At 71.1% G+C, this 21,080-nt stretch carries 23 protein-coding genes; 11 read left to right on the top strand and 12 right to left on the bottom strand.

The annotated features are described in order from the left end of the window. Nucleotides 1-122: 122 nt before the first annotated feature. From ABD350_RS25185 to besA, 3 genes are all read left to right on the top strand, one after another. The gene (locus ABD350_RS25185) at nucleotides 123-968 is read left to right on the top strand and encodes a sulfurtransferase (RefSeq protein WP_344350620.1); all 846 of its coding nucleotides are present in this window, start codon (nucleotides 123-125) and stop codon (nucleotides 966-968) included. 31 nt (nucleotides 969-999) lie between these two features. Beyond that, on the top strand, nucleotides 1,000-1,287 hold the full coding sequence (locus tag ABD350_RS25180; protein ID WP_030792004.1) for a DUF1416 domain-containing protein: 288 nt from the start codon (nucleotides 1,000-1,002) through the stop codon (nucleotides 1,285-1,287). 224 nt (nucleotides 1,288-1,511) lie between these two features. Then, nucleotides 1,512-2,906 carry an L-propargylglycine--L-glutamate ligase BesA gene (gene besA, locus ABD350_RS25175; protein WP_344350618.1) on the top strand — a complete coding sequence of 465 codons (1,395 nt, stop codon included), beginning with the start codon at nucleotides 1,512-1,514 and terminating at the stop codon, nucleotides 2,904-2,906. A gap of 59 nt (nucleotides 2,907-2,965) precedes the next feature. Here the strand turns inward: besA and besB are convergent, their stop codons facing one another. From besB to ABD350_RS25145, 6 genes are all read right to left on the bottom strand, one after another. After that, nucleotides 2,966-4,522 carry an L-2-amino-4-chloropent-4-enoate dechlorinase/desaturase BesB gene (gene besB / locus ABD350_RS25170; protein ID WP_344350617.1) on the bottom strand — a complete coding sequence of 519 codons (1,557 nt, stop codon included), beginning with the start codon at nucleotides 4,520-4,522 and terminating at the stop codon, nucleotides 2,966-2,968. Further along, nucleotides 4,519-5,286 (bottom strand): 4-chloro-allylglycine synthase BesC, encoded by a 768-nt coding sequence (gene besC / locus ABD350_RS25165; protein WP_344350616.1) that lies wholly within the window; start codon nucleotides 5,284-5,286, stop codon nucleotides 4,519-4,521. The genes besB and besC overlap by 4 nt, the downstream gene beginning before the upstream one ends. A gap of 85 nt (nucleotides 5,287-5,371) precedes the next feature. Further along, the gene (gene besD / locus ABD350_RS25160; RefSeq protein ID WP_344350614.1) at nucleotides 5,372-6,127 is read right to left on the bottom strand and encodes an L-lysine 4-chlorinase BesD; all 756 of its coding nucleotides are present in this window, start codon (nucleotides 6,125-6,127) and stop codon (nucleotides 5,372-5,374) included. 344 nt (nucleotides 6,128-6,471) lie between these two features. Further along, nucleotides 6,472-7,809, bottom strand: coding sequence for a hypothetical protein (locus tag ABD350_RS25155; RefSeq protein ID WP_344350612.1), 1,338 nt, complete (start codon nucleotides 7,807-7,809; stop codon nucleotides 6,472-6,474). Between the two features lie 2 nt (nucleotides 7,810-7,811). Further along, on the bottom strand, nucleotides 7,812-8,066 hold the full coding sequence (locus ABD350_RS25150; protein ID WP_344350611.1) for a MoaD/ThiS family protein: 255 nt from the start codon (nucleotides 8,064-8,066) through the stop codon (nucleotides 7,812-7,814). A 55-nt stretch (nucleotides 8,067-8,121) separates the two neighbouring features. Further along, the gene (locus ABD350_RS25145) at nucleotides 8,122-8,982 is read right to left on the bottom strand and encodes an alpha/beta hydrolase (protein WP_344350610.1); all 861 of its coding nucleotides are present in this window, start codon (nucleotides 8,980-8,982) and stop codon (nucleotides 8,122-8,124) included. A gap of 182 nt (nucleotides 8,983-9,164) precedes the next feature. Here ABD350_RS25145 and ABD350_RS25140 point away from each other — a divergent pair, with 182 nt between their 5' ends. The 6 genes from ABD350_RS25140 (at nucleotide 9,165) to ABD350_RS25115 (ending at nucleotide 14,728) form a co-directional block, all read left to right on the top strand. Further along, on the top strand, nucleotides 9,165-9,944 hold the full coding sequence (locus ABD350_RS25140; protein ID WP_344350609.1) for a winged helix-turn-helix transcriptional regulator: 780 nt from the start codon (nucleotides 9,165-9,167) through the stop codon (nucleotides 9,942-9,944). Nucleotides 9,945-10,028: 84 nt separating this feature from the next. Beyond that, nucleotides 10,029-11,051, top strand: coding sequence for a LacI family DNA-binding transcriptional regulator (locus ABD350_RS25135; RefSeq protein WP_344350608.1), 1,023 nt, complete (start codon nucleotides 10,029-10,031; stop codon nucleotides 11,049-11,051). 130 nt (nucleotides 11,052-11,181) lie between these two features. After that, nucleotides 11,182-12,165 carry a S1C family serine protease gene (locus tag ABD350_RS25130; protein WP_344350607.1) on the top strand — a complete coding sequence of 328 codons (984 nt, stop codon included), beginning with the start codon at nucleotides 11,182-11,184 and terminating at the stop codon, nucleotides 12,163-12,165. A 46-nt stretch (nucleotides 12,166-12,211) separates the two neighbouring features. Beyond that, entirely contained in the window at nucleotides 12,212-12,445 is a 234-nt protein-coding gene (locus tag ABD350_RS25125; protein ID WP_344350606.1) for a hypothetical protein, read from the top strand. A 91-nt stretch (nucleotides 12,446-12,536) separates the two neighbouring features. After that, a complete protein-coding gene (locus ABD350_RS25120; RefSeq protein ID WP_344350605.1) occupies nucleotides 12,537-13,271 on the top strand; it encodes a response regulator transcription factor in 735 nt (244 codons plus the stop codon). Further along, the gene (locus ABD350_RS25115) at nucleotides 13,268-14,728 is read left to right on the top strand and encodes a HAMP domain-containing sensor histidine kinase (protein WP_344350604.1); all 1,461 of its coding nucleotides are present in this window, start codon (nucleotides 13,268-13,270) and stop codon (nucleotides 14,726-14,728) included. The genes ABD350_RS25120 and ABD350_RS25115 overlap by 4 nt, the downstream gene beginning before the upstream one ends. 198 nt (nucleotides 14,729-14,926) lie before the next feature. On the opposite strand, the gene ABD350_RS25110 is transcribed toward ABD350_RS25115, so the two are convergent. Further along, nucleotides 14,927-15,787 carry a helix-turn-helix transcriptional regulator gene (locus ABD350_RS25110; protein WP_344350603.1) on the bottom strand — a complete coding sequence of 287 codons (861 nt, stop codon included), beginning with the start codon at nucleotides 15,785-15,787 and terminating at the stop codon, nucleotides 14,927-14,929. Between the two features lie 144 nt (nucleotides 15,788-15,931). Here ABD350_RS25110 and ABD350_RS25105 point away from each other — a divergent pair, with 144 nt between their 5' ends. Next, on the top strand, nucleotides 15,932-16,711 hold the full coding sequence (locus tag ABD350_RS25105) for an NAD(P)H-dependent oxidoreductase (RefSeq protein WP_344350602.1): 780 nt from the start codon (nucleotides 15,932-15,934) through the stop codon (nucleotides 16,709-16,711). Nucleotides 16,712-16,786: 75 nt separating this feature from the next. Continuing rightward, nucleotides 16,787-18,841: a pectinesterase family protein gene (locus ABD350_RS25100; RefSeq protein WP_344350601.1), complete on the top strand. Its 2,055-nt coding sequence runs from the start codon at nucleotides 16,787-16,789 to the stop codon at nucleotides 18,839-18,841. A gap of 51 nt (nucleotides 18,842-18,892) precedes the next feature. Here the strand turns inward: ABD350_RS25100 and ABD350_RS25095 are convergent, their stop codons facing one another. The 5 genes from ABD350_RS25095 to ABD350_RS25075 form a co-directional block, all read right to left on the bottom strand. Continuing rightward, nucleotides 18,893-19,252, bottom strand: coding sequence for a hypothetical protein (locus ABD350_RS25095; RefSeq protein WP_344350600.1), 360 nt, complete (start codon nucleotides 19,250-19,252; stop codon nucleotides 18,893-18,895). Next, nucleotides 19,249-19,599 carry a hypothetical protein gene (locus ABD350_RS25090; RefSeq protein WP_344350599.1) on the bottom strand — a complete coding sequence of 117 codons (351 nt, stop codon included), beginning with the start codon at nucleotides 19,597-19,599 and terminating at the stop codon, nucleotides 19,249-19,251. Before ABD350_RS25090 ends, ABD350_RS25095 begins: the two co-directional genes overlap by 4 nt. 148 nt (nucleotides 19,600-19,747) lie before the next feature. Continuing rightward, nucleotides 19,748-19,963: a DUF397 domain-containing protein gene (locus ABD350_RS25085; RefSeq protein WP_344350598.1), complete on the bottom strand. Its 216-nt coding sequence runs from the start codon at nucleotides 19,961-19,963 to the stop codon at nucleotides 19,748-19,750. Next, nucleotides 19,960-20,163 (bottom strand): DUF397 domain-containing protein, encoded by a 204-nt coding sequence (locus ABD350_RS25080; RefSeq protein WP_344350597.1) that lies wholly within the window; start codon nucleotides 20,161-20,163, stop codon nucleotides 19,960-19,962. The genes ABD350_RS25085 and ABD350_RS25080 overlap by 4 nt, the downstream gene beginning before the upstream one ends. After that, nucleotides 20,160-20,984, bottom strand: a complete 825-nt coding sequence (locus ABD350_RS25075) for a helix-turn-helix domain-containing protein (protein WP_344350596.1) — start codon at nucleotides 20,982-20,984, stop codon at nucleotides 20,160-20,162. Before ABD350_RS25075 ends, ABD350_RS25080 begins: the two co-directional genes overlap by 4 nt. Nucleotides 20,985-21,080 lie beyond the last annotated feature (96 nt).

The raw sequence follows: 21,080 nt of genomic DNA, 5'->3' as shown, positions 1-21,080 counted from the left end.
GAAGCCCCCGGCTCCCGCATCCTCATCCGCCCTGCCGGTCAGGGCATCCGTGTGCCGCTCGGGCGCCGAGCGCACCCCTTTCCACCCGCACGCCCCGCCGCGACTGCCCCGGAGGAAAAAGCATGAGCCGCAGCGACGTCCTGGTCGACGCCGACTGGCTCCAGGAGCACCTGGACGACCCGACCATCGCCATCGTGGAAGTGGACGAGGACACGTCCGCCTACGACAAGAACCACATCAAGAACGCGATCCGCATCGACTGGACCAAGGACCTCCAGGACCCGGTCCGCCGCGACTTCGTCGACCAGGAGGGCTTCGAGAAGCTCCTGTCGGAGAAGGGCATCGCCAACGACCACACGGTGATCCTCTACGGCGGCAACAACAACTGGTTCGCGTCGTACGCCTACTGGTACTTCAAGCTCTACGGCCACGAGAACGTCAAGCTCCTCGACGGCGGCCGCAAGAAGTGGGAGCTGGACGCCCGCGAGCTGGTGGCCGGCGACGAGGTGCCGCAGCGCCCGAGGACCGCGTACAAGGCCAAGCCGCAGGACACCTCGATCCGGGCCTTCCGCGACGACGTCGTGGCGGCCATCGGCGCGCAGAACCTGGTCGACGTCCGCTCGCCCGACGAGTTCTCCGGCAAGCTGCTCGCCCCGGCCCACCTGCCGCAGGAGCAGTCGCAGCGTCCGGGCCACGTGCCGTCCGCGAGGAACATCCCGTGGTCGAAGAACGCCAACGACGACGGCACATTCAAGTCGGACGAGGAGCTGAAGGCCCTCTACGCCGAGGAGAACGTCGACCTCGCCAAGGACACGATCGCCTACTGCCGCATCGGTGAGCGCTCGGCCCTGACCTGGTTCGTGCTGCACGAGCTGCTGGGCGTGGAGAACGTCAAGAACTACGACGGCTCCTGGACCGAGTACGGCTCCCTCGTCGGCGTGCCGATCGAGCTCGGCGCCAACAAGTAATTCCGCCCCCTCAACCCCTCAGGAGTACGACATGTGCGGAGCGAAGGCCGGCGGCCCGGACGCCTCGGCGATCAAGCCCGGTGAGACCACGATCCAGGGTCAGGTGACCCGCGACGGCGAGCCGGTGACCGGTTACGTCCGACTGCTGGACTCGACCGGCGAGTTCACCGCGGAGGTGCCCACCTCCGCGACCGGCCAGTTCCGCTTCTACGCGGCCGAGGGCACGTGGACCGTGCGCGCCCTGGTGCCGGGGGCGACCGCGGACCGTACGGTCGTCGCCCAGAAGGGCGGGCTCGCGGAGGTCGCCATCGCGGTCTGAGCGGACCGGGCCGTACCGGCTCGTACCGGGCTCGTACCGACAGGGCTCACTGTGACGGCTGAAGGGCCGCATCCCCGGGGTTGGACGCCGACGGGGGTGCGGCCCTTCGGCATGTGCCAGAAGAAAGCGTCAAATTGAATACGCGATGACGAGGGTGAATTCCAGGACCACCGGAACGGGCTATTCCACTACCACTTCCCAGACGTCGCCCCTAATCTCCCCGTATGGCAGATTCCGGTTACACGCAGATCTTGATCTACGCGCTCAACTACGCCGATCGCATGCTGGAAGAGGTGCCGTATCTGCGTTACTCCGCCGAGCGGAGCCTGGGTTTTCTGTGGAGCCTGCGTGATCCGGAGCAAAGAGCCGTCGTCGTGACCTCGGAACCCGTCGACCCCTACACCCTCGAATATCATTTCCGGGATGTTTTCGGTTTTGACGACCGGATGATCGAAAGCGCCCGCGACCGGCTGACCCTGCTCACCCCCGGTACCCGCCGGCCGCGCCCGCTGGACGACCTGGTCCTCGGCGACGACGGCCTCGTGGCCGCGCTGCGGGACGCCGTCGGCAAGACCGCGCGGGCCGACATCGTGCACTTCATGGCGTCCGAGGCGCTGGACGAGCTGTCCCGCAGGACCGGGGCCGGCCTGGACGAGGGGCACGCCTCCCTGGCCGCCCGCTGGGGCAGCAAGGCGGGCAGCAAGGAGCTCCTGCTGCGGGCCGGCGTGCCGGTGCCCGGCGGCGGGGCCGAGGCGCTGCGCCGCGCGGAGGAGGTGGCCGCCGCGATCCGGCGGCTGGCCGGCGGCCCGGACCGGCCGCGGCACGTGCTGGTGAAGGTCAGCGCCAGCACCTGGGCGGCCTCCGTCGGCAATGTGCTGATCGACTGCGCGAAGTACGCCGAAACCGGTGACCTGCTCGGTTCGGCCGAGGTCCTGCGGATGTCCGCCGAGGAGTTCCACCGGGAGCTGGCCGACGAGGGCGTGATCGTGGAGGAGTTCCTGCACGACGTGGCCTCCTCCCCCAGCGGCCAGGGGCGCGTGGGCGCCGACGGCGCCGTGAAGGTGCTCGCCTGCCACGACCAGGTGCTCTCCGGGGGCCAGTACTGGGGCTGCCGGTACCCGGCCGCGGAGCGGTGGCGGCCCGCCATCATGGACGCGGTGGCCCGGACGGGCGCGGTGCTCGCCTCGCTCGGCCATCGGGGCAGCTACGGCGTGGACTTCGTGATCTCCGAAGGCCGCGGGCCGCTCGCCGTGGAGATCAATCTGCGCAAGGTCGGCCCCAGCCATGTGCTGCGCTACGCCGAGGCCCTGATCGGCCGGGACGTCGGCCCCGACGGCCGGCTGCGCCGGCCGGACGGGCAGGCCATGTGCTACGTGCACGGGCGGATCCTCGACCCCGGGGCGCTGGGCCGGCTCGACCCGGAGACCGCGGTGGCGCGGCTGCGCGCCGAGGACCTGCTCTACCGCCGCGACCGGGGCGAGGGCGTCGCGCTGCACGTCCTGGGCGCGCTGAAGACCTGCGGCTTCGTGGAACTCACCGCGCTGGCGCCGACGTTCGGGGCGGCCGAGCGCTACAGCGAGGCCGCCCGGACGGCGCTGCTGCGGCCCGCCGCCGGGTGACGGCGGGCCGGGCCCCGGATGTCCGGGGGTCCCGGCCCGCCCTCTTCCCCTGGCGCCGGTCAGTCGGGGCGCAGGGCCCGCTCGAAGGTCTCCACGATCAGCTCCGGCGGCTCGGTGCCGACGGAGACCCGCAGCATGTCCCGGTGCAGCCCCCGCTCGCGCAGCGCGGCCCGCCCCCGGGGGGTGGTGAGCAGGTCGTAGTGCGCGATGAAGATCTGCGGGGAGGCCATGGTGAACTCCGCGCCGAAGCTGGGCCCCTTGGCCACCGCGAGCCGGTCGTAGACCAGCTCCAGGGGGACCTTGAGATCCACCAGGAGCACCCCGCCGGGGCCGCCGGAATCCCGCGCCACCTTGCGGTAGTTGGCGGCGGACCGGACGTCGTACGCCCAGCCGGTGTCCCGGACGACGTCCGGGTGCCGGTCCAGGCACTCGGCGAGGGCCAGGGCGTTCGCGTTGACCCGCGCCATCCGCTCCGCGTAGCCGCGGATACGGGCGGCCACCCGGGCGGTGTCGCGGCGGTAGGGCTCGTCGCCGTACCGCGGCAGCAGGGTCAGCAGGTCCTCGGCGAACGGCGAACCGGGAGCGACCACCACCGCGCCCGTCAGCACGTCCGCCGACCCGGTGGCGTACTTGGTCAGGCTCTCGCAGACCACGTCGGCGTACGGCACCACGTCGACGTTGTGCGGGGTGGCGATCGTGGCGTCGACGACCAGCGCGCAGCCGGCCCGGTCGGCGATCTCGCGCAGCGCCGGCAGGTCGGGGACGCCCATCCCCGGGTTGCCGGGGATCTCCGCGATGATGCCGGCGAGTTCGCCCGCGTGCGCGGCGGCCACCCGGGCGACCTCCGCCAGGTCGAAGGGGTCGGGCACGGTGGTGTGCTCGGCGTCCACGACCTTCTTCCCGAACAGGTGCATGGTGTCGAAGAAGATCCAGCCGAGCTGGAGCCAGCGGTTCCGGCCGCTGTCCCGCTGGATCCGCGTGACCGCCTCGATGGCCGCCGTCACCGCGTTCATGCCGCTGTTGCGCAGCGCCACGTACCGCGGTCCGGGCACGCCGTAGGCCTCGGCGAGGGCCGCCGTGACGGCCTGGGCGGGCGAGGCGTCCGCCGTCTCCTCGGGCTGCCGGGCGTCGAGCAGGCCCGCGTCCCACAGCACATCCTCCGCCTGCCGCGAGGACAGGTGGCCGCCGGTGTGCGTGACGTGGGCGCGCGCCCGCGCGGCCCGCGGCCCCTGGGCGGGCAGCCGCACCCCGGACAGGACGTGTCCGCCGACGGTGAGGTCGCGCGCCGCGTCGGGCGGCAGCCCGGCGAAGGCCGCGGCGGCCCGCGCGGCCCGCGCCGAGCGGGTCGGCAGCAGCACCCCGTCCCGCTCCTTGCCCGGGTCCTCCCGGGCGGCCAGCTCCGCCACCCGGACCACGTACGGGTGGGGGCGGAAGCGCGGATAGCCCCAGGAGATACGGCTCAGGGTGGCCGCGTCGCCCGACTCGTACCCGATGACCGACGCCACGTCGGGGATCGAGACGGACACCGAGTGCACGGAGCCGGGCACGGGCCGGCCGGCGGCGATGTGCCGCGGGCCGCCGGCCGGCCCGGTGGTGCCGGATACCGCTTGGCTCATGCGTCGAGGCCCACGAGCCGTTGCACGCCGTCCCAGTAGTCCTCCACCAGCCCGAGGAACTCGTAGGCGCCCGCCTCGAACTCGGCGCGGGTGGCCGGCGAGTGGACATAGGGGGCGATGGCGTTGAAGACGGAGTTGCTGTGCCCCACCTCGACGTCGATGTGCAGCTGCCAGAAATGGCGCAGGTCCGCGTCGTACCCCTGGTTGCGCAGCCCGTCGTTGATCTTCGACACCATGATGGACGACATGGTCTCGTCGGCGTACAGCGCGCCCAGGGCCTTGTGGATCGGCGACTCGGTGTACAGGATCCGGATGCCGTCGTTGAGCCGCTTGGTGACCTCCAGCGGTTCGTAGGCTTCGAGGTGCTCCTTGTCGATGCCGATCCGGGCGAGGAAGTCGGCGAAGAGCGTGGAGTGCGTGACCTCGCCGCCGACCTCGTCCGCGACGTTCAGGATGATCTCCCGCAGGATCGCCTCGTCCCGCGTCTTGACCGCCATCCCCGTGATGTAGAAGGGGAGGTAGCGGAAGAAGTAGTAGCACTCGCTGTACATCAGGCGCTCCTGCTCGGGGGTGAGCGCCGTGGTGCGGTAGGCGTTCAGGTACGGGTGCTCGACGCCGCGGTGCGTGGCGATCTTCGTGAGCACGCCGTCCAGGTACTCCTTGACCTCCGGGTCCTGTACGGCGATCCGCCGGCGGATTCCCGGCTCCACGTGGTCGAAGTGGTCCGTCAGCGGCTTGGTTTCCGGGGTGTTCAGATCGGTCATGGTGATCCCTCGTCGCGGGAGAAAGCGGAGGAGAGCGGGGGCAGTCGTGCGTCGGGCCCTTGCCGGGCGCGGGTGCGGTGGCCGGTCAGTCGTCCAGCGCGGCGGCCGCCGGCACGTCGGCGTCCTCCCACCAGCGGTCGTCGCCCGCCAGCTCGCGCCGCAGGTCCCGGTCGCCCGCCCAGGTCATGTTCAGGATGATGCGGGTGGTGTCCTCGCGCAGCGGAACGGTGCGGTGGAGCGTGGTGTCGGTGCGCAGGAAGTACACGTCGCCCGACAGGAAGTGGTAGGTGTGGATGGGGTTGTCGACGAGATACTGGTGGATCCTCGGATCGGACTTGTCCCATTCCGTGTGCGGGACGCACTGGAGCATGCCGCCGATTTCGATGGGCGGGGCCTGGAGGACCCAGATGAGGGCGAAGCTGAAATCGCCCCAGTGCCAGCCGTGCGTGTCCCCGCTCCGTTCCTGCCGGGTGATGAGGAATTCCTCGTCGGCCTTGGGGCAGGGGTGCAGTTTCTCGCCGGCTATGCGCTCCAGCGCGCCGAGGAGTTCCGGATTCGCGTAGATCGAGGTGACCAGCTCGCTGTTGCCGGCGATCGTCTCGCTCGGCACCACGGACATCGAGCGGCGGGTGTATCCGGTGGTCTGGAGGCGGAGGTCACGCCGCTCGGCGTATTTCTCCAGCAGCCGGTCCGCCTCGGCCCGCACGTTTTTGCGGACGTCTTCCCGAATCAGATCGGTGACGGTGACGATGCCGTACCGGTGGTAGTGATGCGCCATACGGCGCAGTGCGCTCTGCTCCAGGGGATTGACGACAGTGCTTTCCTGCCCATTGCTGCTCACGGTGATCTCCCATGCTCGGCTGGGGATTTTCGTGTTCGGCGAAGACGACGCGCGTCTGGGCCCGGTGAAGACTCCTGAAGAGGCTAGATACGGCCCAGAGCCTGATCAACGGGTGGTGATCCCAAGAGCGCGTTTTATGGCCAAGAGCGTCGGCACGAACCCCGGTGACCGGGAAAAGCGCAGGCCGGCGGGCCGACGGCGGGGACAGGGAGCACCGGGGAAGTTCTCACGGAGGGCCGGCCCGACCGAACAGTCGGTACTCGTGGGGCGGAAGGGGGCCGTGTGACCGGGTTGATTGGCCCGATGCGTCCGGCCCCCATATGCCCTCGGCAAGGCGGGCGGGGCTAGCCCAGCGCGCGGCCCAGCACCCACACCACCGGGGCCGCCGCCGACAGCGGCAGGGCGACGCCCGCCGTGAAGTGCACGAAGCGGGAGGGGTAGTCGTAGCTCGCCACCCGGTGGCCGATCAGCGCGCACACCCCGGCCGCCGCACCGAGGACGGCGCCCTTGGTGCCGAAGCCGGTCATGCCGCCCACCACGACGCCCGCGCCCGCCGCGGCGAGCAGCGCGACCACGACCCGGGCCGGGCCCGGCAGCGGCAGGGCGCGGGCCACGACCGCCACCGCGACGGCCGCCGCGCCCACCGACACCTCGTGGGAGCCGGCGGCCAGATAGCCGGTGGCCAGCACCGCGAGGGCCGCCGAGACCACCGTCGCCATCAGGCCGTACATCCGCTCGTCCGGCGAGGCGTGCGAGCGCAGCTGGAGTACGAGGGAGAGCAGGACCCACAGGCCGAGCGGTCCGAGGATGGCCACCAGGGCGTGGTCGGGCCCGGCCGCCAGGACCGCCACGTCGGACGTCAGCGCGCCCGCGAAGGCCAGCGCGATGCCCTGCCGGGCGGGCCACATGCCGTTCAGCCGGAACCAGCCCGCGGCCGTCACCGCCTGGAGCACCACCAGCGGCACGACCAGGGCGTACGACGCGATGGGCGCCGCCGCGGCCAGCAGCAGGCCCAGCAGCGCGGTGAGCGCCGCCGGCTGCATGCCGGGCTCGATGATCGGCGACCGGCCCTCCAGGCGGGCCCGCTGGGCGTCGGTGATCCGCGCGTTGCCGGCGAGGGTGGCGGGGCCGTAGGCGGGCTCGTCACCGGAGTCGCCGGAGCCGCCGGAGTCCGCGGGGCCGGCCGGGGTCGGCGCCGGGGCAGGGACCGGGGCGGGAGCGGGGGCCGGTTCGGGTTCCTGAGCCGGCGTGTACACCCCGGGGTAGGAACCGCCGGGGTTCCCGGCGTGCGCCCCTTCATACGCTCCCGCGTACGGATCGGCGTACTGCTGAGGCTGCCGAGGCTGCTGCCCCTGCCGGTACCCCGGCTCCTGGTACTGCGGATGAGGCTGCTGGTACTGCGGCTGCTGGTACTCGGGCTGCTGCCGGTACTGCGGCTGCGCCTGCTGGTAGTACGCCTGCGGCTGCTGATACGCCTGCTGCTGCTCCTGCCGCGGCGGGTACGACGTCTCCTCCGCCGGCACCGCCGGGTGCGTCTGGGTCTCCCAGGTCTGGCCCTGCCACTGCTGGGTCAGCTCGGGGTCGTGGCCGTACTGCTCCTCGTGTCCGGGCCACTGCTGCTGAGGCTGCTGATAGGGGTCGTAGCCCTGGTGGGGGCCGCCCTGGTACGGCTGGTCGGTCATGCTCACCCTCCTGCGAACGGCGGGAGCACCTCGACCGTGCCGCCCTCGGCCAGCCGTACCGTCTCATGCGCGCGGGTCCCGACGGGGTCGCCGTCGACGAGGAAGGAGCAACGCTGGAGCACGCGGGTGAGTTCACCGGGGTGGCGCTCACGGACGGCGGCCAGCGCGCCGGCCAGCGTGTCCGCCTCGTACGGCTCCTCGGCGACCCGGGCCGCGGCCTTGGCGGCGGCCCAGTAGCGCACCGTGACCTTGGGCATCTGAATCCTCAATCGACGGCAAGAACAAGAAAAGTCAAAGACAGTGTGAGTCAGGCTAGCCCGCCGCCGACACCGCCCAGTCCGCGATCCGCGCCACCAGGGCGTCGTCCGCCGCATGCTCGGCGTGGCCCATGCCCGCCTCGATCCACAGGTCGGCGTGGCCGCCGGCCGCCTCGGCGAGCGTCCGGGGGTGGTCGAGCGGGAAGTAGCCGTCGCGGTCGCCGTGGACGATGAGCAGCGGGGTCGGGGCGATCCGCGGGACGGCCCGCACCGGGGAGAGCGGGACCGGGTCCCAGTCGCGGTGGTGGATGCGGGTGCGCAGGCCGTAGCGGCCGACCAGGCGGCCCTCGGGGCGGGTGACCAGCCAGTGCAGCCGGCGCATCGGGGCCGTGCCGCGGTAGTACCAGCGGGCGGGCGCGCTCACCGAGACCACGGCGTCCACCGAGCCGGGGCGCAGCGCCGCGTGCCGCAGGACCACCGAGCCGCCCATGGAGAAGCCGACGGTCACCACGCGCGCGTGCCCGAGGCGGCGGGCCCGCTCCACGGCGGCGGCGAGGTCCAGCACCTCCTTGTCGCCGACGGTGGACCGGCCGCCGGAGCGTCCGTGGCCGCGGAAGGAGAAGGTGAGGACCGCGCCGTGGTGGCGCAGCACGCCGGCCACCCGGCGCACGTGCGGCCGGTCCACGTCCCCGGTGAAGCCGTGGGCGATCACGAACACCAGGTCACGACAGGGCGAAGAAGAGGCTGCCAAAGGGTCGGCAAAGCCTTCGTATACGGCGGCGCCCGGATCGTATACGGATTCGACCGGAACACCGTCGGCCGTGCGCAGAAAAGTCCGCATAGGACCGCCTCCGCCCATCTCACCCTTCGGACGGACGGTGGATCGTGCCACATCACCTGCCGGTCGCTTGCTCATGTGGGCTATTCTGCTGGGCAGAGGACTCGGGCAGCGTAGCCCCCGGGTCCTTTTGTGCTTTCGGAAGCGTTGTATACGAAGCGGGAAACCTCAGGTGACCGCGGGTGTACGGGGCCTTCGGGATCGCAGAGCAGTGCCCGTCCGCACAGCGTCCTCGCAGGGACCGAGGAGGAACCAGACATATGAGTTCTCTGCTGCTCCTGACCAACGCCCTCCAGCCGTCGACAGAAGTACTGCCCGCCCTCGGCCTGCTCCTGCACAACGTGCGGGTGGCCCCGGCGGAGGGCCCCGCGCTGGTCGACACGCCGGGCGCCGACGTCATCCTCGTCGACGGCCGCCGCGACCTGCCCCAGGTGCGCAGCCTGTGCCAGCTGCTGCGCTCCACCGGCCCCGGCTGTCCGCTGGTCCTCGTCGTCACCGAGGGCGGCCTCGCCGCCGTCACCGCGGACTGGGGCATCGACGACGTCCTGCTCGACACCGCCGGTCCCGCGGAGGTCGAGGCCCGGCTGCGCCTCGCCATGGGCCGCCAGCAGATCGTCAACGACGACTCGCCGATGGAGATCCGCAACGGCGACCTGTCCGTGGACGAGGCCACCTACTCCGCCAAGCTCAAGGGCCGGGTCCTGGACCTGACCTTCAAGGAGTTCGAGCTGCTCAAATACCTCGCGCAGCACCCCGGCCGGGTCTTCACCCGCGCCCAGCTGCTCCAGGAGGTGTGGGGCTACGACTACTTCGGCGGCACCCGGACCGTCGACGTGCACGTGCGGCGGCTGCGGGCCAAGCTCGGCCCGGAGCACGAGTCGCTGATCGGCACCGTCCGGAACGTGGGTTATCGATTCGTTACGCCCGAGAAGACCGACCGGTCCGCCGACGAGGCCAAGGGCAAGGCCGCCCGGGCAAAGGCGGAAGATGCGGACGCAACCGCCGTGCCGGCCGGCGCGGAGGTGCACGCCGAGGCCTGACCGGCCCCGGCACCGCGCTCTCCGGCCCGGGATGCCCGGTGATACGCCCTGCCCAGGAGGGGTCCATCCGCGTAGACTCCGCGCGTGGCCAAGGTGACTCGGGATGACGTGGCACGGCTGGCTGGGACCTCCACCGCCGTCGTCAGTTATGTCATCAACAACGGACCCCGGCCGGTCGCCCCGGCCACGCGCGAGCGCGTCCTCGCCGCGATCAAGGAACTGGGGTACCGGCCCGACCGGGTGGCGCAGGCCATGGCGTCCCGGCGCACCGACCTCATAGGGCTGATCATCCCGGACGCCCGTCAGCCGTTCTTCGGCGAGATGGCGCACGCGGTGGAACAGGCCGCGTCCGAGCGCGGGAAGATGGTGCTGGTCGGCAACACCGACTACATCGGCGAGCGCGAGGTGCACTATCTGCGCGCGTTCCTCGGGATGCGCGTCTCGGGCCTGATCCTCGTCTCCCACGCGCTGAACGACCTCGCCGCCGCCGAGATCGACGCCTGGGACGCCCGGGTGGTGCTGCTGCACGAGCGGCCGGAGGCCATCGACGACGTGGCCGTGGTGACGGACGACCTCGGCGGCGCCCAGCTCGCGGTGCGGCACCTGCTGGAGCACGGCTACGAGTACGTGGCCTGCATGGGCGGCACGGCCGAGACCCCGGCCGTCGGCGACCCGGTCTCCGATCACGTCGAGGGCTGGAAGCGGGCCATGGCCGAGGCCGGGCTGCCCATCGAGGGCCGGCTGTTCGAGGCGCCGTACAACCGCTACGACGCCTACCGCGTCGCCCTGGACATCCTCTCCGGGCCCCGGCGCCCCCCGGCGATCTTCTGCTCCACCGACGACCAGGCGATCGGCCTGCTGCGGGCCGCGCGCGAGCTGCGCATCGACGTGCCGGGCGAGCTGGGGGTGGCCGGGTTCGACGACATCAAGGAGGCCGCGCTGGCCGATCCGCCGCTGACCACGGTGGCCTCCGACCGGTCGGCGATGGCCCGGGCGGCGGTCGACCTGGTCCTGGACGACGGGCTGCGGGTGGCGGGCTCGCGCCGGGAGCGGCTGAAGACGTTCCCGTCCCGGCTGGTGGTGCGCACGAGCTGCGGGTGCGTGTAGCGCCCCGACACCGCGCCGGTCCCCCTCCGCAGGGCGCCGGTCCCCGTCTTTATATGGGGCAAACACGGTTCTGCCGGGCTTCTCAGCGTGCACTCAGGAAGCTCTCATGGTCGCGGGGGACTCTTTTGTCATGACCGAGAGCCAGGGCACTCACCAGCAGCCGTACCCTTCCTCCCCCGCCTCCTCCGTCCACCCCGAGTGGCCGCCCCCGCCGCCGTACCGGCCGGGGCCCGCCCCGGAGCCGGAGCCGGAGCCGGGGAAGAAGCGGACCCGCGGACCGCTGGCCCTCCTCGCGGCCGTCGCCATCGTCGCGGCGGCGGTCGGCGGCGGTACCGCCTACACCGTCCAGGAGCTGACCGGCAAGGACGCCACCACCGCCGTCGGCGCCCCCGCGGTACCGACCGGCAAGCGCGGCGACGTCGCCGCCATCGCCGCCGCGGTCAGCCCGAGCGTGGTCGAGATCAACGCGACCCTCCCGGGCGGCTCCTCCACCGGCTCCGGCGTGATCGTCGACGCGGACGGCGAGATCGTCACCAACAACCACGTCGTCTCCGGCGCCTCCTCGGTGAGGGTGCGCACCAGCGACGGAAAGAGCTACACCGCCGAGGTGCTCGGCACCGACAGCTCCAAGGACCTCGCGCTGATCAAGGTGCGGGGCGCCAAGGGACTGAAGGCGGCGGCGCTCGGCGACTCCGACGCCATACAGGTCGGCGACCCGGTCGTGGCCATCGGCTCCCCCGAAGGCCTGACCGGCACGGTGACCAGCGGCATCGTCTCCGCCCTCGACCGGGACGTCACCGTCTCCACCGACGACAGCCAGGACCAGGACGGCGACTGGCCGTTCCGCTTCGGCGGCCGCGAGTTCAACGGCGACACCGGCTCGTCCACCACCACCTACAAGGCGATACAGACCGACGCGTCCCTGAACCCCGGCAACTCCGGCGGCGCGCTGTTCGACGCGAACGGCCGGGTCATCGGCATCAACTCCGCGATGTACTCGTCCGGTACGCAGGCGTCGTCCTCGGCGGCGGGCAGCATCGGCCTCGGCTTCGCCATCCCGGTCAACACCGTCAAGTCCGACCTGGCCGCACTGCGGTCCGGCGGCACCAGCTAGACCACTCACGCGCCCAGCCGGCGCACGAGTCAGCAAGGAGCAGGTCATGATCAAGCACGTTCCCCACCGCATGGCCGAACGCGGCCCCGCCGGCCTCACCCTGGCCCTGTCCATCGTGTCCGAGCTGCATCATGTGCCCGATGTTCCGGCGCCTCGCGCCCCGGAGGTGGCTCCCCGGGCCGTGAACCCGGTTCCGCAGCTGATGGGCCTGCGCACCTCCGCCGTCCGCCGGCACCGCCGCAAGGTTCCGCTGCACCGGCTGAGCACGGTCCGGGCCTGACCGGCCCGCGCGTCCCTCGCCGGCCCGCGTGACGTGGCACGCTGAGAGACGTCCGCATCCCGCCCCACCGCACCCCGAGGAACCGCGAGCGATGAGCCCCGCCGAAGGCGACCGTGACCCCCAGCGCATCCTGATCGTCGACGACGAGCCGGCCGTGCGCGAGGCGCTGCAGCGCAGCCTCGCCTTCGAGGGGTACGCCACCGAGGTCGCCGTCGACGGGGCGGACGCCCTGGAGAAGGCGGGCGCCTACCGGCCGGACCTGGTCGTGCTGGACATCCAGATGCCCCGCATGGACGGCCTGACGGCGGCCCGCCGCATCCGGGGCGCGGGGGACACCACCCCGATCCTGATGCTCACCGCCCGCGACACGGTCGGCGACCGGGTCACCGGCCTGGACGCGGGCGCCGACGACTACCTGGTCAAGCCGTTCGAGCTGGACGAGTTGTTCGCCCGGATCCGGGCGCTGCTGCGCCGCAGCTCCTACGCGGCCGGGGTGTCCGCCGAGGCCCGGCAGGACGAGGCGCTCGCCTTCGCCGACCTGCGGATGAACCTGGCCACCCGGGAGGTGACCCGGGGCGGCCGGCCGGTGGAGCTGACCCGCACCGAGTTCACCCTGCTGGAGATGTTCATGGCCCATCCGCGTCAGGTGCTCACCCGGGAGCAGATCCTGAAGGCGGTGTGGGGCTTCGACTTCGAGCCGTCCTCCAACTCGCTGGACGTGTACGTGATGTACCTGCGCCGCAAGACCGAGGCGGGCGGCGAGCCGCGCCTGGTGCACACCGTGCGGGGCGTGGGCTACGTCCTCAGGCAGGGCGGCGCCGAGTGAAACGTCTGCTGCGCCGGTACCGGGCGCTGCCGATCCGGGCACGGCTGGCGATGCTGGTCGCCGCGGCGGTGGCGTTCGCGGTGGCGGCGGTGTCGATGACCTGCTGGTTCATCGTGGAACGCAAACTGTACGACCAGGTGGACGACGACCTGCGCAAGTCGCTGAAGAACACCACGCAGCCCGACCAGGTGCTGCTGGCCCTCGCCCGCTGCACGGACACCCCGCCCTCCGACAACCCCTTCCGTGACCGGTACTCCCAGGTGGTCACGGAGGACGGCAAGGTCTGTCTGTTCGGGGGCGCCTCCGTGAAGATCAATGTCACGGAGGCCGACAAGTCGGAGATCCGGAACCTGGACGTCGGCACGCTGTACTTCCGCAACGGCACCGACAGCGAGGGCAACGACGTACGGGTGCTCACCCGGCCTCTGCTGGCCACCGCGTCGTCGACCGGCGAGCGCGGGCCCAACGTCGGCGTGCTCGTCGCCATGCCGCTCAAGAGCACCCAGCAGAACCTCAACGACCTGGCGCTGATCCTGCTGCTGGTGTCGGCCGTCGGGGTCCTCGGCGCCGGCGCGGCGGGGCTCGCGGTGGCGCGGGTCGGGCTGCGGCCGGTGGACCGGCTCACGGAGGCCGTGGAGCACGTCGCCCGCACCGAGGATTTGAGCGTGCGCATCCCGGTGGAGGAGGACAGCGAGGACGAGGTGGCCCGGCTGTCCCGGTCGTTCAACTCGATGACCGCCTCGCTGGCCAGCTCCCGGGACCTCCAGCAGCAGCTGATCGCGGACGCCGGCCACGAACTGCGGACGCCGCTGACGTCGTTGCGGACCAACATCGAACTGCTGACCCGCAGCGAGGAGACGGGCCGGCCGCTGCCGCCCGAGGACCGCAAGGCGCTGCTCGCCTCGGTGAAGGCGCAGATGACGGAGCTGGCCGCGCTGATCGGCGACCTCCAGGAGCTGTCCCGTTCGGAGGGGCAGCGCGGTGAGCGGGTGCAGGTCGTCTCGTTCCGGGACACCGTGGAGGCGGCCCTGCGCCGGGCCCGGCTGCGCGGCCCGGAGCTGTCGATCACCGCCGACCTGGAGCCCTGGTACGTGCGGGCGGAGCCGTCCGCGCTGGAGCGGGCCGTGGTCAACATCCTGGACAACGCGGTGAAGTTCAGTCCCGAGGGCGGCACGATCGAGGTGGGGCTGCACGAGGGCGTGCTGACCGTCCGCGACCACGGTCCCGGCATCCCCGAGCACGAACTCCCGCACGTCTTCGACCGGTTCTGGCGCTCCCCCGACGCCCGCGCGCTGCCCGGCTCGGGTCTCGGCCTGTCCATCGTGGCCCGTACGGTCCAGCAGGCGGGCGGCGAGGTCACCCTGGCCCGCGCCGAGGGCACCGGCACGGTCGCCACGGTCCGCCTGCCGGGGGCCCCGACCCCGCCGCCGGAGGCCCCGCAGACGGCGGCCGGCTGAGTCAGGCCCCGCCCGCCGCCTGCTCGGGCAGGCCGGCGACCGGGGCCTGCCGGTCCGTCGCGCCGAGACCGACCCGCCGAGCCAGACGCCGCCCCCACCCGCTCGGGCAGGCCGGCGGCCGGGGCCACCCGGTCCGTCGCGCCGAGGCCGGCCAGCAGGCGCAGACTGCCGCAGGCGGCGGCGCCGCGACCGGCTGGGTCAGGCGCCGTCCCCCGCCCGCTCGGGCAGGCCTGCGACCGGGGCTCGCCGGTCCGTCGCGCCGAGGCTGGCCAGCAGGCGCAGGCTGTCGTGGGCGGCGGTGCCGGGGGCGGCCGACTGGACGATCAGCTCCGCGCCGGTGACGTCCGGGAGGGCGAAGTTCTCCTGGTGCAGCTCCAGGTGGCCGACCACCGGGTGGTGGTACGCCTTGGGGCCGTGGGTGCGGGTGCGGACGTCCGCACGCGCCCACAGCTGCCGGAAGCGCTCGCTGTGCATGGCGAGTTCGCCGATGAGGGAGGCCAGCTCCCGGTCGCCGGGGCAGCGGCCGGCGGCCAGCCGCAGATGGCCCACGATGTCGAGGGTGCAGTTCTCCCAGTCGCCGAACAGCGCCCGCCCCTCCTCGGTCAAAAAGACGTGCCGGGCGATGTTCAGGCCCTCCACCGGCCGCCCGTAGAGCAGGTCGCCGAGGCGGTTCGCGGCCAGCACGGTCAGCCGGTGGTCGATGAGGAACGCCGGGGCGTCGGCGATCAGCTCCAGCACCCGCAGCAGTTCGGGGCGCGGCCATGCCGCGGTGGCCCGCCGGGGCTCGCCCACCGTCCGCCGGGCGAGCCGGTGCAGATGCTCGCGTTCCACCTCGTCCAGGCCGAGGACCCGCGCGAGCGCGTCGAGCACCTGTACCGAGGGCTGCCGCGCCCGCCCCTGCTCCAGCCGGACGTAGTAGTCGACGCTCACGCCCGACAGGTGCGCGACCTCCTCGCGCCGCAGCCCGGTCACCCGGCGCCGCGAGTCGGCGCGGATGCCGACGCTCTCCGGGCGGACCCGGGCTCGGCGGGTGCGCAGGAAGTCAGCCAGATCGTCCATCGCTCCAGTATCCGTGCCAGGCCCTCCGGTTGGGTGGCCCCGCCAGTACCAGGAAGTCCGGTCCTGCGGAGGAGGCGCCCCTGAATCGCACCGCCGGATCCCACCAGGATCGAAGGCACCTCGACCCAAGGAGCAGGAGCAGACATGAAGGTCTTCATCGTGCACGCCCACCCCGAGCGGCGGTCGCTGAACGGCGCGCTCACCGACATCGCGGTGGAGACGCTGACCGGCGCGGGGCACGAGGTGCGGGTCAGCGACCTGTACGCGATGGGCTGGAAGCCCACCGTCGACGCGGACGACTTCGGCGGCGACGCCTCCAGCCCGCTGGACGTGGTCCACGACTCCGGGCGGGCCTTCGCGTCCGGCGCGCTGTCCGCCGACATCCGCGCCGAGCAGGAGAAGCTGCTGTGGGCGGACACCGTGATCCTCCAGTTCCCGCTGTGGTGGTACTCGATGCCCGCGATCCTCAAGGGCTGGGTGGACCGGGTGTACACCTACGGCTTCGGGTACGGCGTCGGCGAGCACAACGAGACCCGGTACGGCGACCGTTTCGGCGACGGCACCCTCAAGGGCAGGCGCGCGATGCTGTCGGTGACGATCGGCGGCCCCGAGTCCCAGTACTCCGACCGCGGCATCAACGGCCCCATCGACGACCTGCTGTTCCCGATCCAGCACGGCATCCTCTTCCACCCCGGCATGGACGTGCTGCCGCCGTTCGTCCTGCACCGGACGGTACGGATGTCCGCCGAGGCCTTCGCGGACGCGGCCGAGCAGTGGAAGAAGCGGCTGCTGACCCTGGAGGACACCGACCCGGTCCCGTACCGCCCCCAGAATTACGGCGACTACGAGATGCCGTCGATGCGGCTGCGCGAGGGCCTGGAACTCCCGGGCCGCTCGGGCTTCGGCCTGCACATCGCCGGCTGACCGCCCGGCAACCTTTCCGCGTCCCGCGGCGACTTTGGTGTGGCATCCCCACACGGACCACACCTGGAGTCGCTCATGAGCACTCGCACTCCCCGTCACCGCAGGAGCCGTACCGCGATCGCGGCCGGGCTGCCGCTCGCGCTCGCGGCGGCGGGCGGACTCGGCTACGGCCTGCTCGGCCCCGGCGGTTCGTCGCACGCGTCGGCCGCGACCGCCGTACCGGCGTGGGCCACGCAGGCCGCCGACGGGTTCGCCTCGGTGAACGCGCTCGGGCAGAACGGCACGTACGGCGGGCGCGGCGGCGAGATCGTCACCGTGAAGACCCTTGCGGACCTGGAGAAGTACGCCACCGCCGACAAGCCGTACATCATCGTCGTGGCCGCCGCGATCAAAATGGACCCCGTCGGGAAAGAGATCAAGGTCCGGTCCGACAAGACCATCATCGGCGCGGGCACCTCGGGCCAGATCGTCGGCGGAGGCTTCTTCCTCGGCCAGGGCGTCCACAACGTGATCATCCGGAACCTGACCATCCGGGACGCCTACCAGGGCGTCTGGAACGACAAGGAGCACGACTACGACGGCATCCAGATGGACGGCGCCCACCACGTCTGGATCGACCACAACGATATCCGGCACATGGCGGACGGGCTGATCGACAGCCGCAAGGACACCACGTACCTGACCGTCTCCTGGAACCGGCTCGGCCAGGAGAACAAGGCGTTCGGCATCGGCTGGACCGAGAACACCACGGCGGACATCACGATCCACCACAACTGGATCCGCGAGACCGAGCAGCGCAACCCGTCCACGGACAACGTGGCCCACGCCCACCTGTACAACAACTACCTGGTGGACGAGCCGGGCACGGCCATCACGGCGTCCTACGGCAACTACGCGCGCGGCAGGACGAACATGCTGCTGGAGAACTCGTACTTCCAGGGCCTGGCCAACCCGGTGATCAGGGACGCGACGGCCACCCTCGTCCAGCGCGGCAACCTCTTCTCGGGCACCAGCGGCCGCAACGAGAGCGGCGGCGCGGGCGGGTCGTGGGACCCGAGGAGCTACTACGCGTACACGCCGGACAAGGCGGCGGACGTCCCGTCGGTGGTGAAGTCGGGCGCGGGCCCGAGGAGTTCCCTGGGCACGACCACTACGTCCGCCAAGGCGGCGGCCGCGACCACGCTCACGGTCGCCAAGGACGGCTCGGGCCAGTACACGTCCGTCCAGGCGGCCGTGAACGCGGTCCCGGCGAACAACCCGTCCCGGGTGGTCATCGCGGTCAAGCCCGGCACGTACCGGGAGACGGTCAAGATCCCGTCGAACAAACCGCACGTCACCCTCCAGGGCACGGGCGCCGGCCGCAAGGACACGGTGATCGTCTACAACAACGCGTCCGGCACGCCCAAGCCCGACGGCTCGGGCACGTACGGCACCGGGGGCAGCGCCACCGTGGCCGTGGAGGCCGACGACTTCCAGGCGCGCAACCTCAGCATCACGAACGACTTCGACGAGGCCGCCCACCAGGACATCGCCCAGCAGGCGGTGGCCCTGCGCACGGCGTCCGACAAGGTCTTCCTGGACGGGGTGATCGTGTCCGGCGACCAGGACACCCTGCTCCTGGACACGGCGTCGAAGGACCGCCTCGGCCGGGTCTACATGACCAACTCGTACGTGATCGGGAACGTCGACTTCATCTTCGGCCGGGCCACGGCGGTGATCGACAAGTCGGTCATCACCCTGAAGAAGCGGTGGAACGGCACGTCGGCGGGTTACGTCACGGCCCCGTCCACGGCGGCGAACCGCAAGGGCATCCTGATCGCCAACTCCACGATCAACGGTGACGTCTCCGACCGCACCTTCTACCTGGGCCGACCCTGGCACGCCGGCGGCGACGCCACGCTGGACCCGCAGACCACGGTCCGCAACACGACCCTGAGCGCCGCGATCAAGACAACCCCCTGGACCGACATGAGCGGCTTCTCCTGGAAGGACGACCGCTTCGCCGAGTACAAGAACACGGGCGCGGGCGCGGGTGCGGCGAGCCCGGACCGCCCCCACCTGACCGACGCGCAGGCCTCCGGCCAGGAGATCGGTGACTGGTTGGGCGACTGGACTCCTTCGGCTTCCTGAGCTTGGGGCACTCCGGCCGCCGCCTCGTCCTGCGGAGCGGCGGCCGGTTTCCTACTCCTCCGTTGGCGGCGCCTCGTCCGGTTCGGCACCCATCCAGAAGAGTTCCTCCACCACGATCTGGGGCTCTTCCATCCGCCGTACGAAGACGTACCTGAGCCAGCCGTTCCCATCGTCGAAGAAGCAGATGTGGCGCCCCTTCGGATCGGAGGACCGGTCCGGCAGTACCTTCATGCCGTCGGGAAGGCACTTATCGGTGTCGATCCCACGGAAATAGGGATCCTTGGCAGTGATCAGTTCACTACGGACGACGTAGACGATGTCCCGCACGTCCGCAGGCAGCGCTTCGAGCTCGGCAAGAGCACTGAGCCGCCAGTCCATCTGCCAGGGCGGCCCCATGAAACCTTCGGTCACTCCCCGGGCTCCAGCTCTCGCACCCGGTAGTAGATCTTCGATGCCTCTTCGAGAAGAGCCTTGGCCTCGTTGATATCGGTGCACTCGTAGGCTGCCCGGTGCTCAAGTTCCCGTACGTGCGCGTCCAGCTTGGGGTCACGGGCGATGGCGTACGCACTCCACCAGCGAACCATGAACGCTTCCGCAGGAGTCGGGTCATACGCGTCAGCGATCGCCCACTTCCAGTGCTCCTCGAAGTCGGGAAGGAGGTCGGGCGTGTGCTGGGCGATGGCCTGGCGCAGCGCCTTGGGGTTCCGCTCGGGCATGGGAGGGATGATCGGATCGAGGTCGCTGGCATGGGTGGCCATGATCGATGTCCTCCTTCGACGCGTCGTGTCTACGACCATAACCGCCTGGGTACCTTCCGCATCGGTAGTTCGTGCCCGGCCGTCCATTCGACCGGGAGACCAACCATGCGGGCATGCCCGACCCGACACGCAGGGCTTCCGCCCCACATCACCCGAACGTGTGCTCGCCCCTCCCGCGCTTGATCCCGTCCACGAACCCGGCCCAGGAAGCGGCCGAGAGGACCAAGGGCGGGGAGGCGGGGGTTTTGCTGTCGCGGACGGGGACCAGGTGGGGGTAGCCGTCTGCGACTTCTACGCAGTTGTTGGCCCCGCCGTCGCTGTAACTCGACTTCCGCCAGGAGGCGGTGGACAGGTCGGGGGTCACAGGGACTCCTTCACGCCCGCTACGAACGCCGACCAGGACGCGGTGCCGAAGATCAGGGTGGTGCCTGCGGGGACCTTGCTGTCGCGGACCGGGACGCCCTCCAGGTAACCGTCGGCCACCTCAACGCAGTTGTTGTCCCCGCCGTCGCTATAGCTCGACTTGCGCCAGGTCGCGGTGCTGAGGTCGAGGGTGCGGTTCATGATCCGTGCTCCTCCAGTACGTCCCTGATGAAGGCGAGCGAGTCCGACGGGGACAACGCCATGTCTCGGAGGCGATCGTAGGACAGTCTGTGTCGCAGAACACCGTCTGGTTCCTCGGTCAACTCGCCCCGTGTGCTGCCTTCTACGTAGGCAACACCACTGGCGTCCTTCTGCCACAACAAGGTCAGCGACGCGTGCATGTGGTGATGGAGCCCGGCGGCGAAGGGCAGCACCTGAAGCGTCACGTTCGGCAGCATCGCGACGGACTCTATGCGGATCAGCTGCTCTTTCCAGGTCTTCTGAACGGCCGCAGGGCGCCGGAACGCGTACTCATCCATGATGATGCGGACGCTGGGCTCTGGCTTCTGCCACAACAGGTACTGCCGTCCGACGCGTGCCGCGACCTGCTCCTCGATCCAGTCGTCCCCCTCCAGCATCGTCTGGGGACCGGACAGCACCTCCCTGGCGAAGTCCTCAGTCTGAAGAAGCCCAGGCACTCCCGGCGAGAACTTCCACATGATCCGCGCCGTAGCCTCCAGCTTCATGAACTCCTTGTACTGGTCCTTGAAGGCGTCCAGGCGCGCGGCCTTCCAGTGGCCGACCAGCAAGGAGCCCGTGCCGTAGTAGCTGTCCAGGTCCTCCATCACCGTGACCTTGGACAGGCGCTCGCCGGACTCCAGACGGCTCAGGTAGCTCTTGTCGTAGCCGGTGTCCTCGGCCAGTTGGCCCAGGGACTTGCCGGCCTTGTCGCGCAGTACCTTCAGGGTCTGTCCGAGGATGGCCCGTCCGGACACCGGCCCCGGGTCAACGCTCTCGCCCACGTAACCCCTCCCTGTTGTCCCCGCTCACGGACAACACAGCAGCTCTTCCGCAGCGTTCTCGCCGTACGTGACGATCGGGGCACGAACCGTAATCAT

The organism is Streptomyces nogalater (genome assembly GCF_039532885.1).
In the GTDB taxonomy this organism is placed as follows: Bacteria; Actinomycetota; Actinomycetes; order Streptomycetales; family Streptomycetaceae; genus Streptomyces; species Streptomyces nogalater.
Note: the sequence above shows the minus strand (reverse complement) of the source record. Positions and strands in the feature narration are given on the sequence as shown.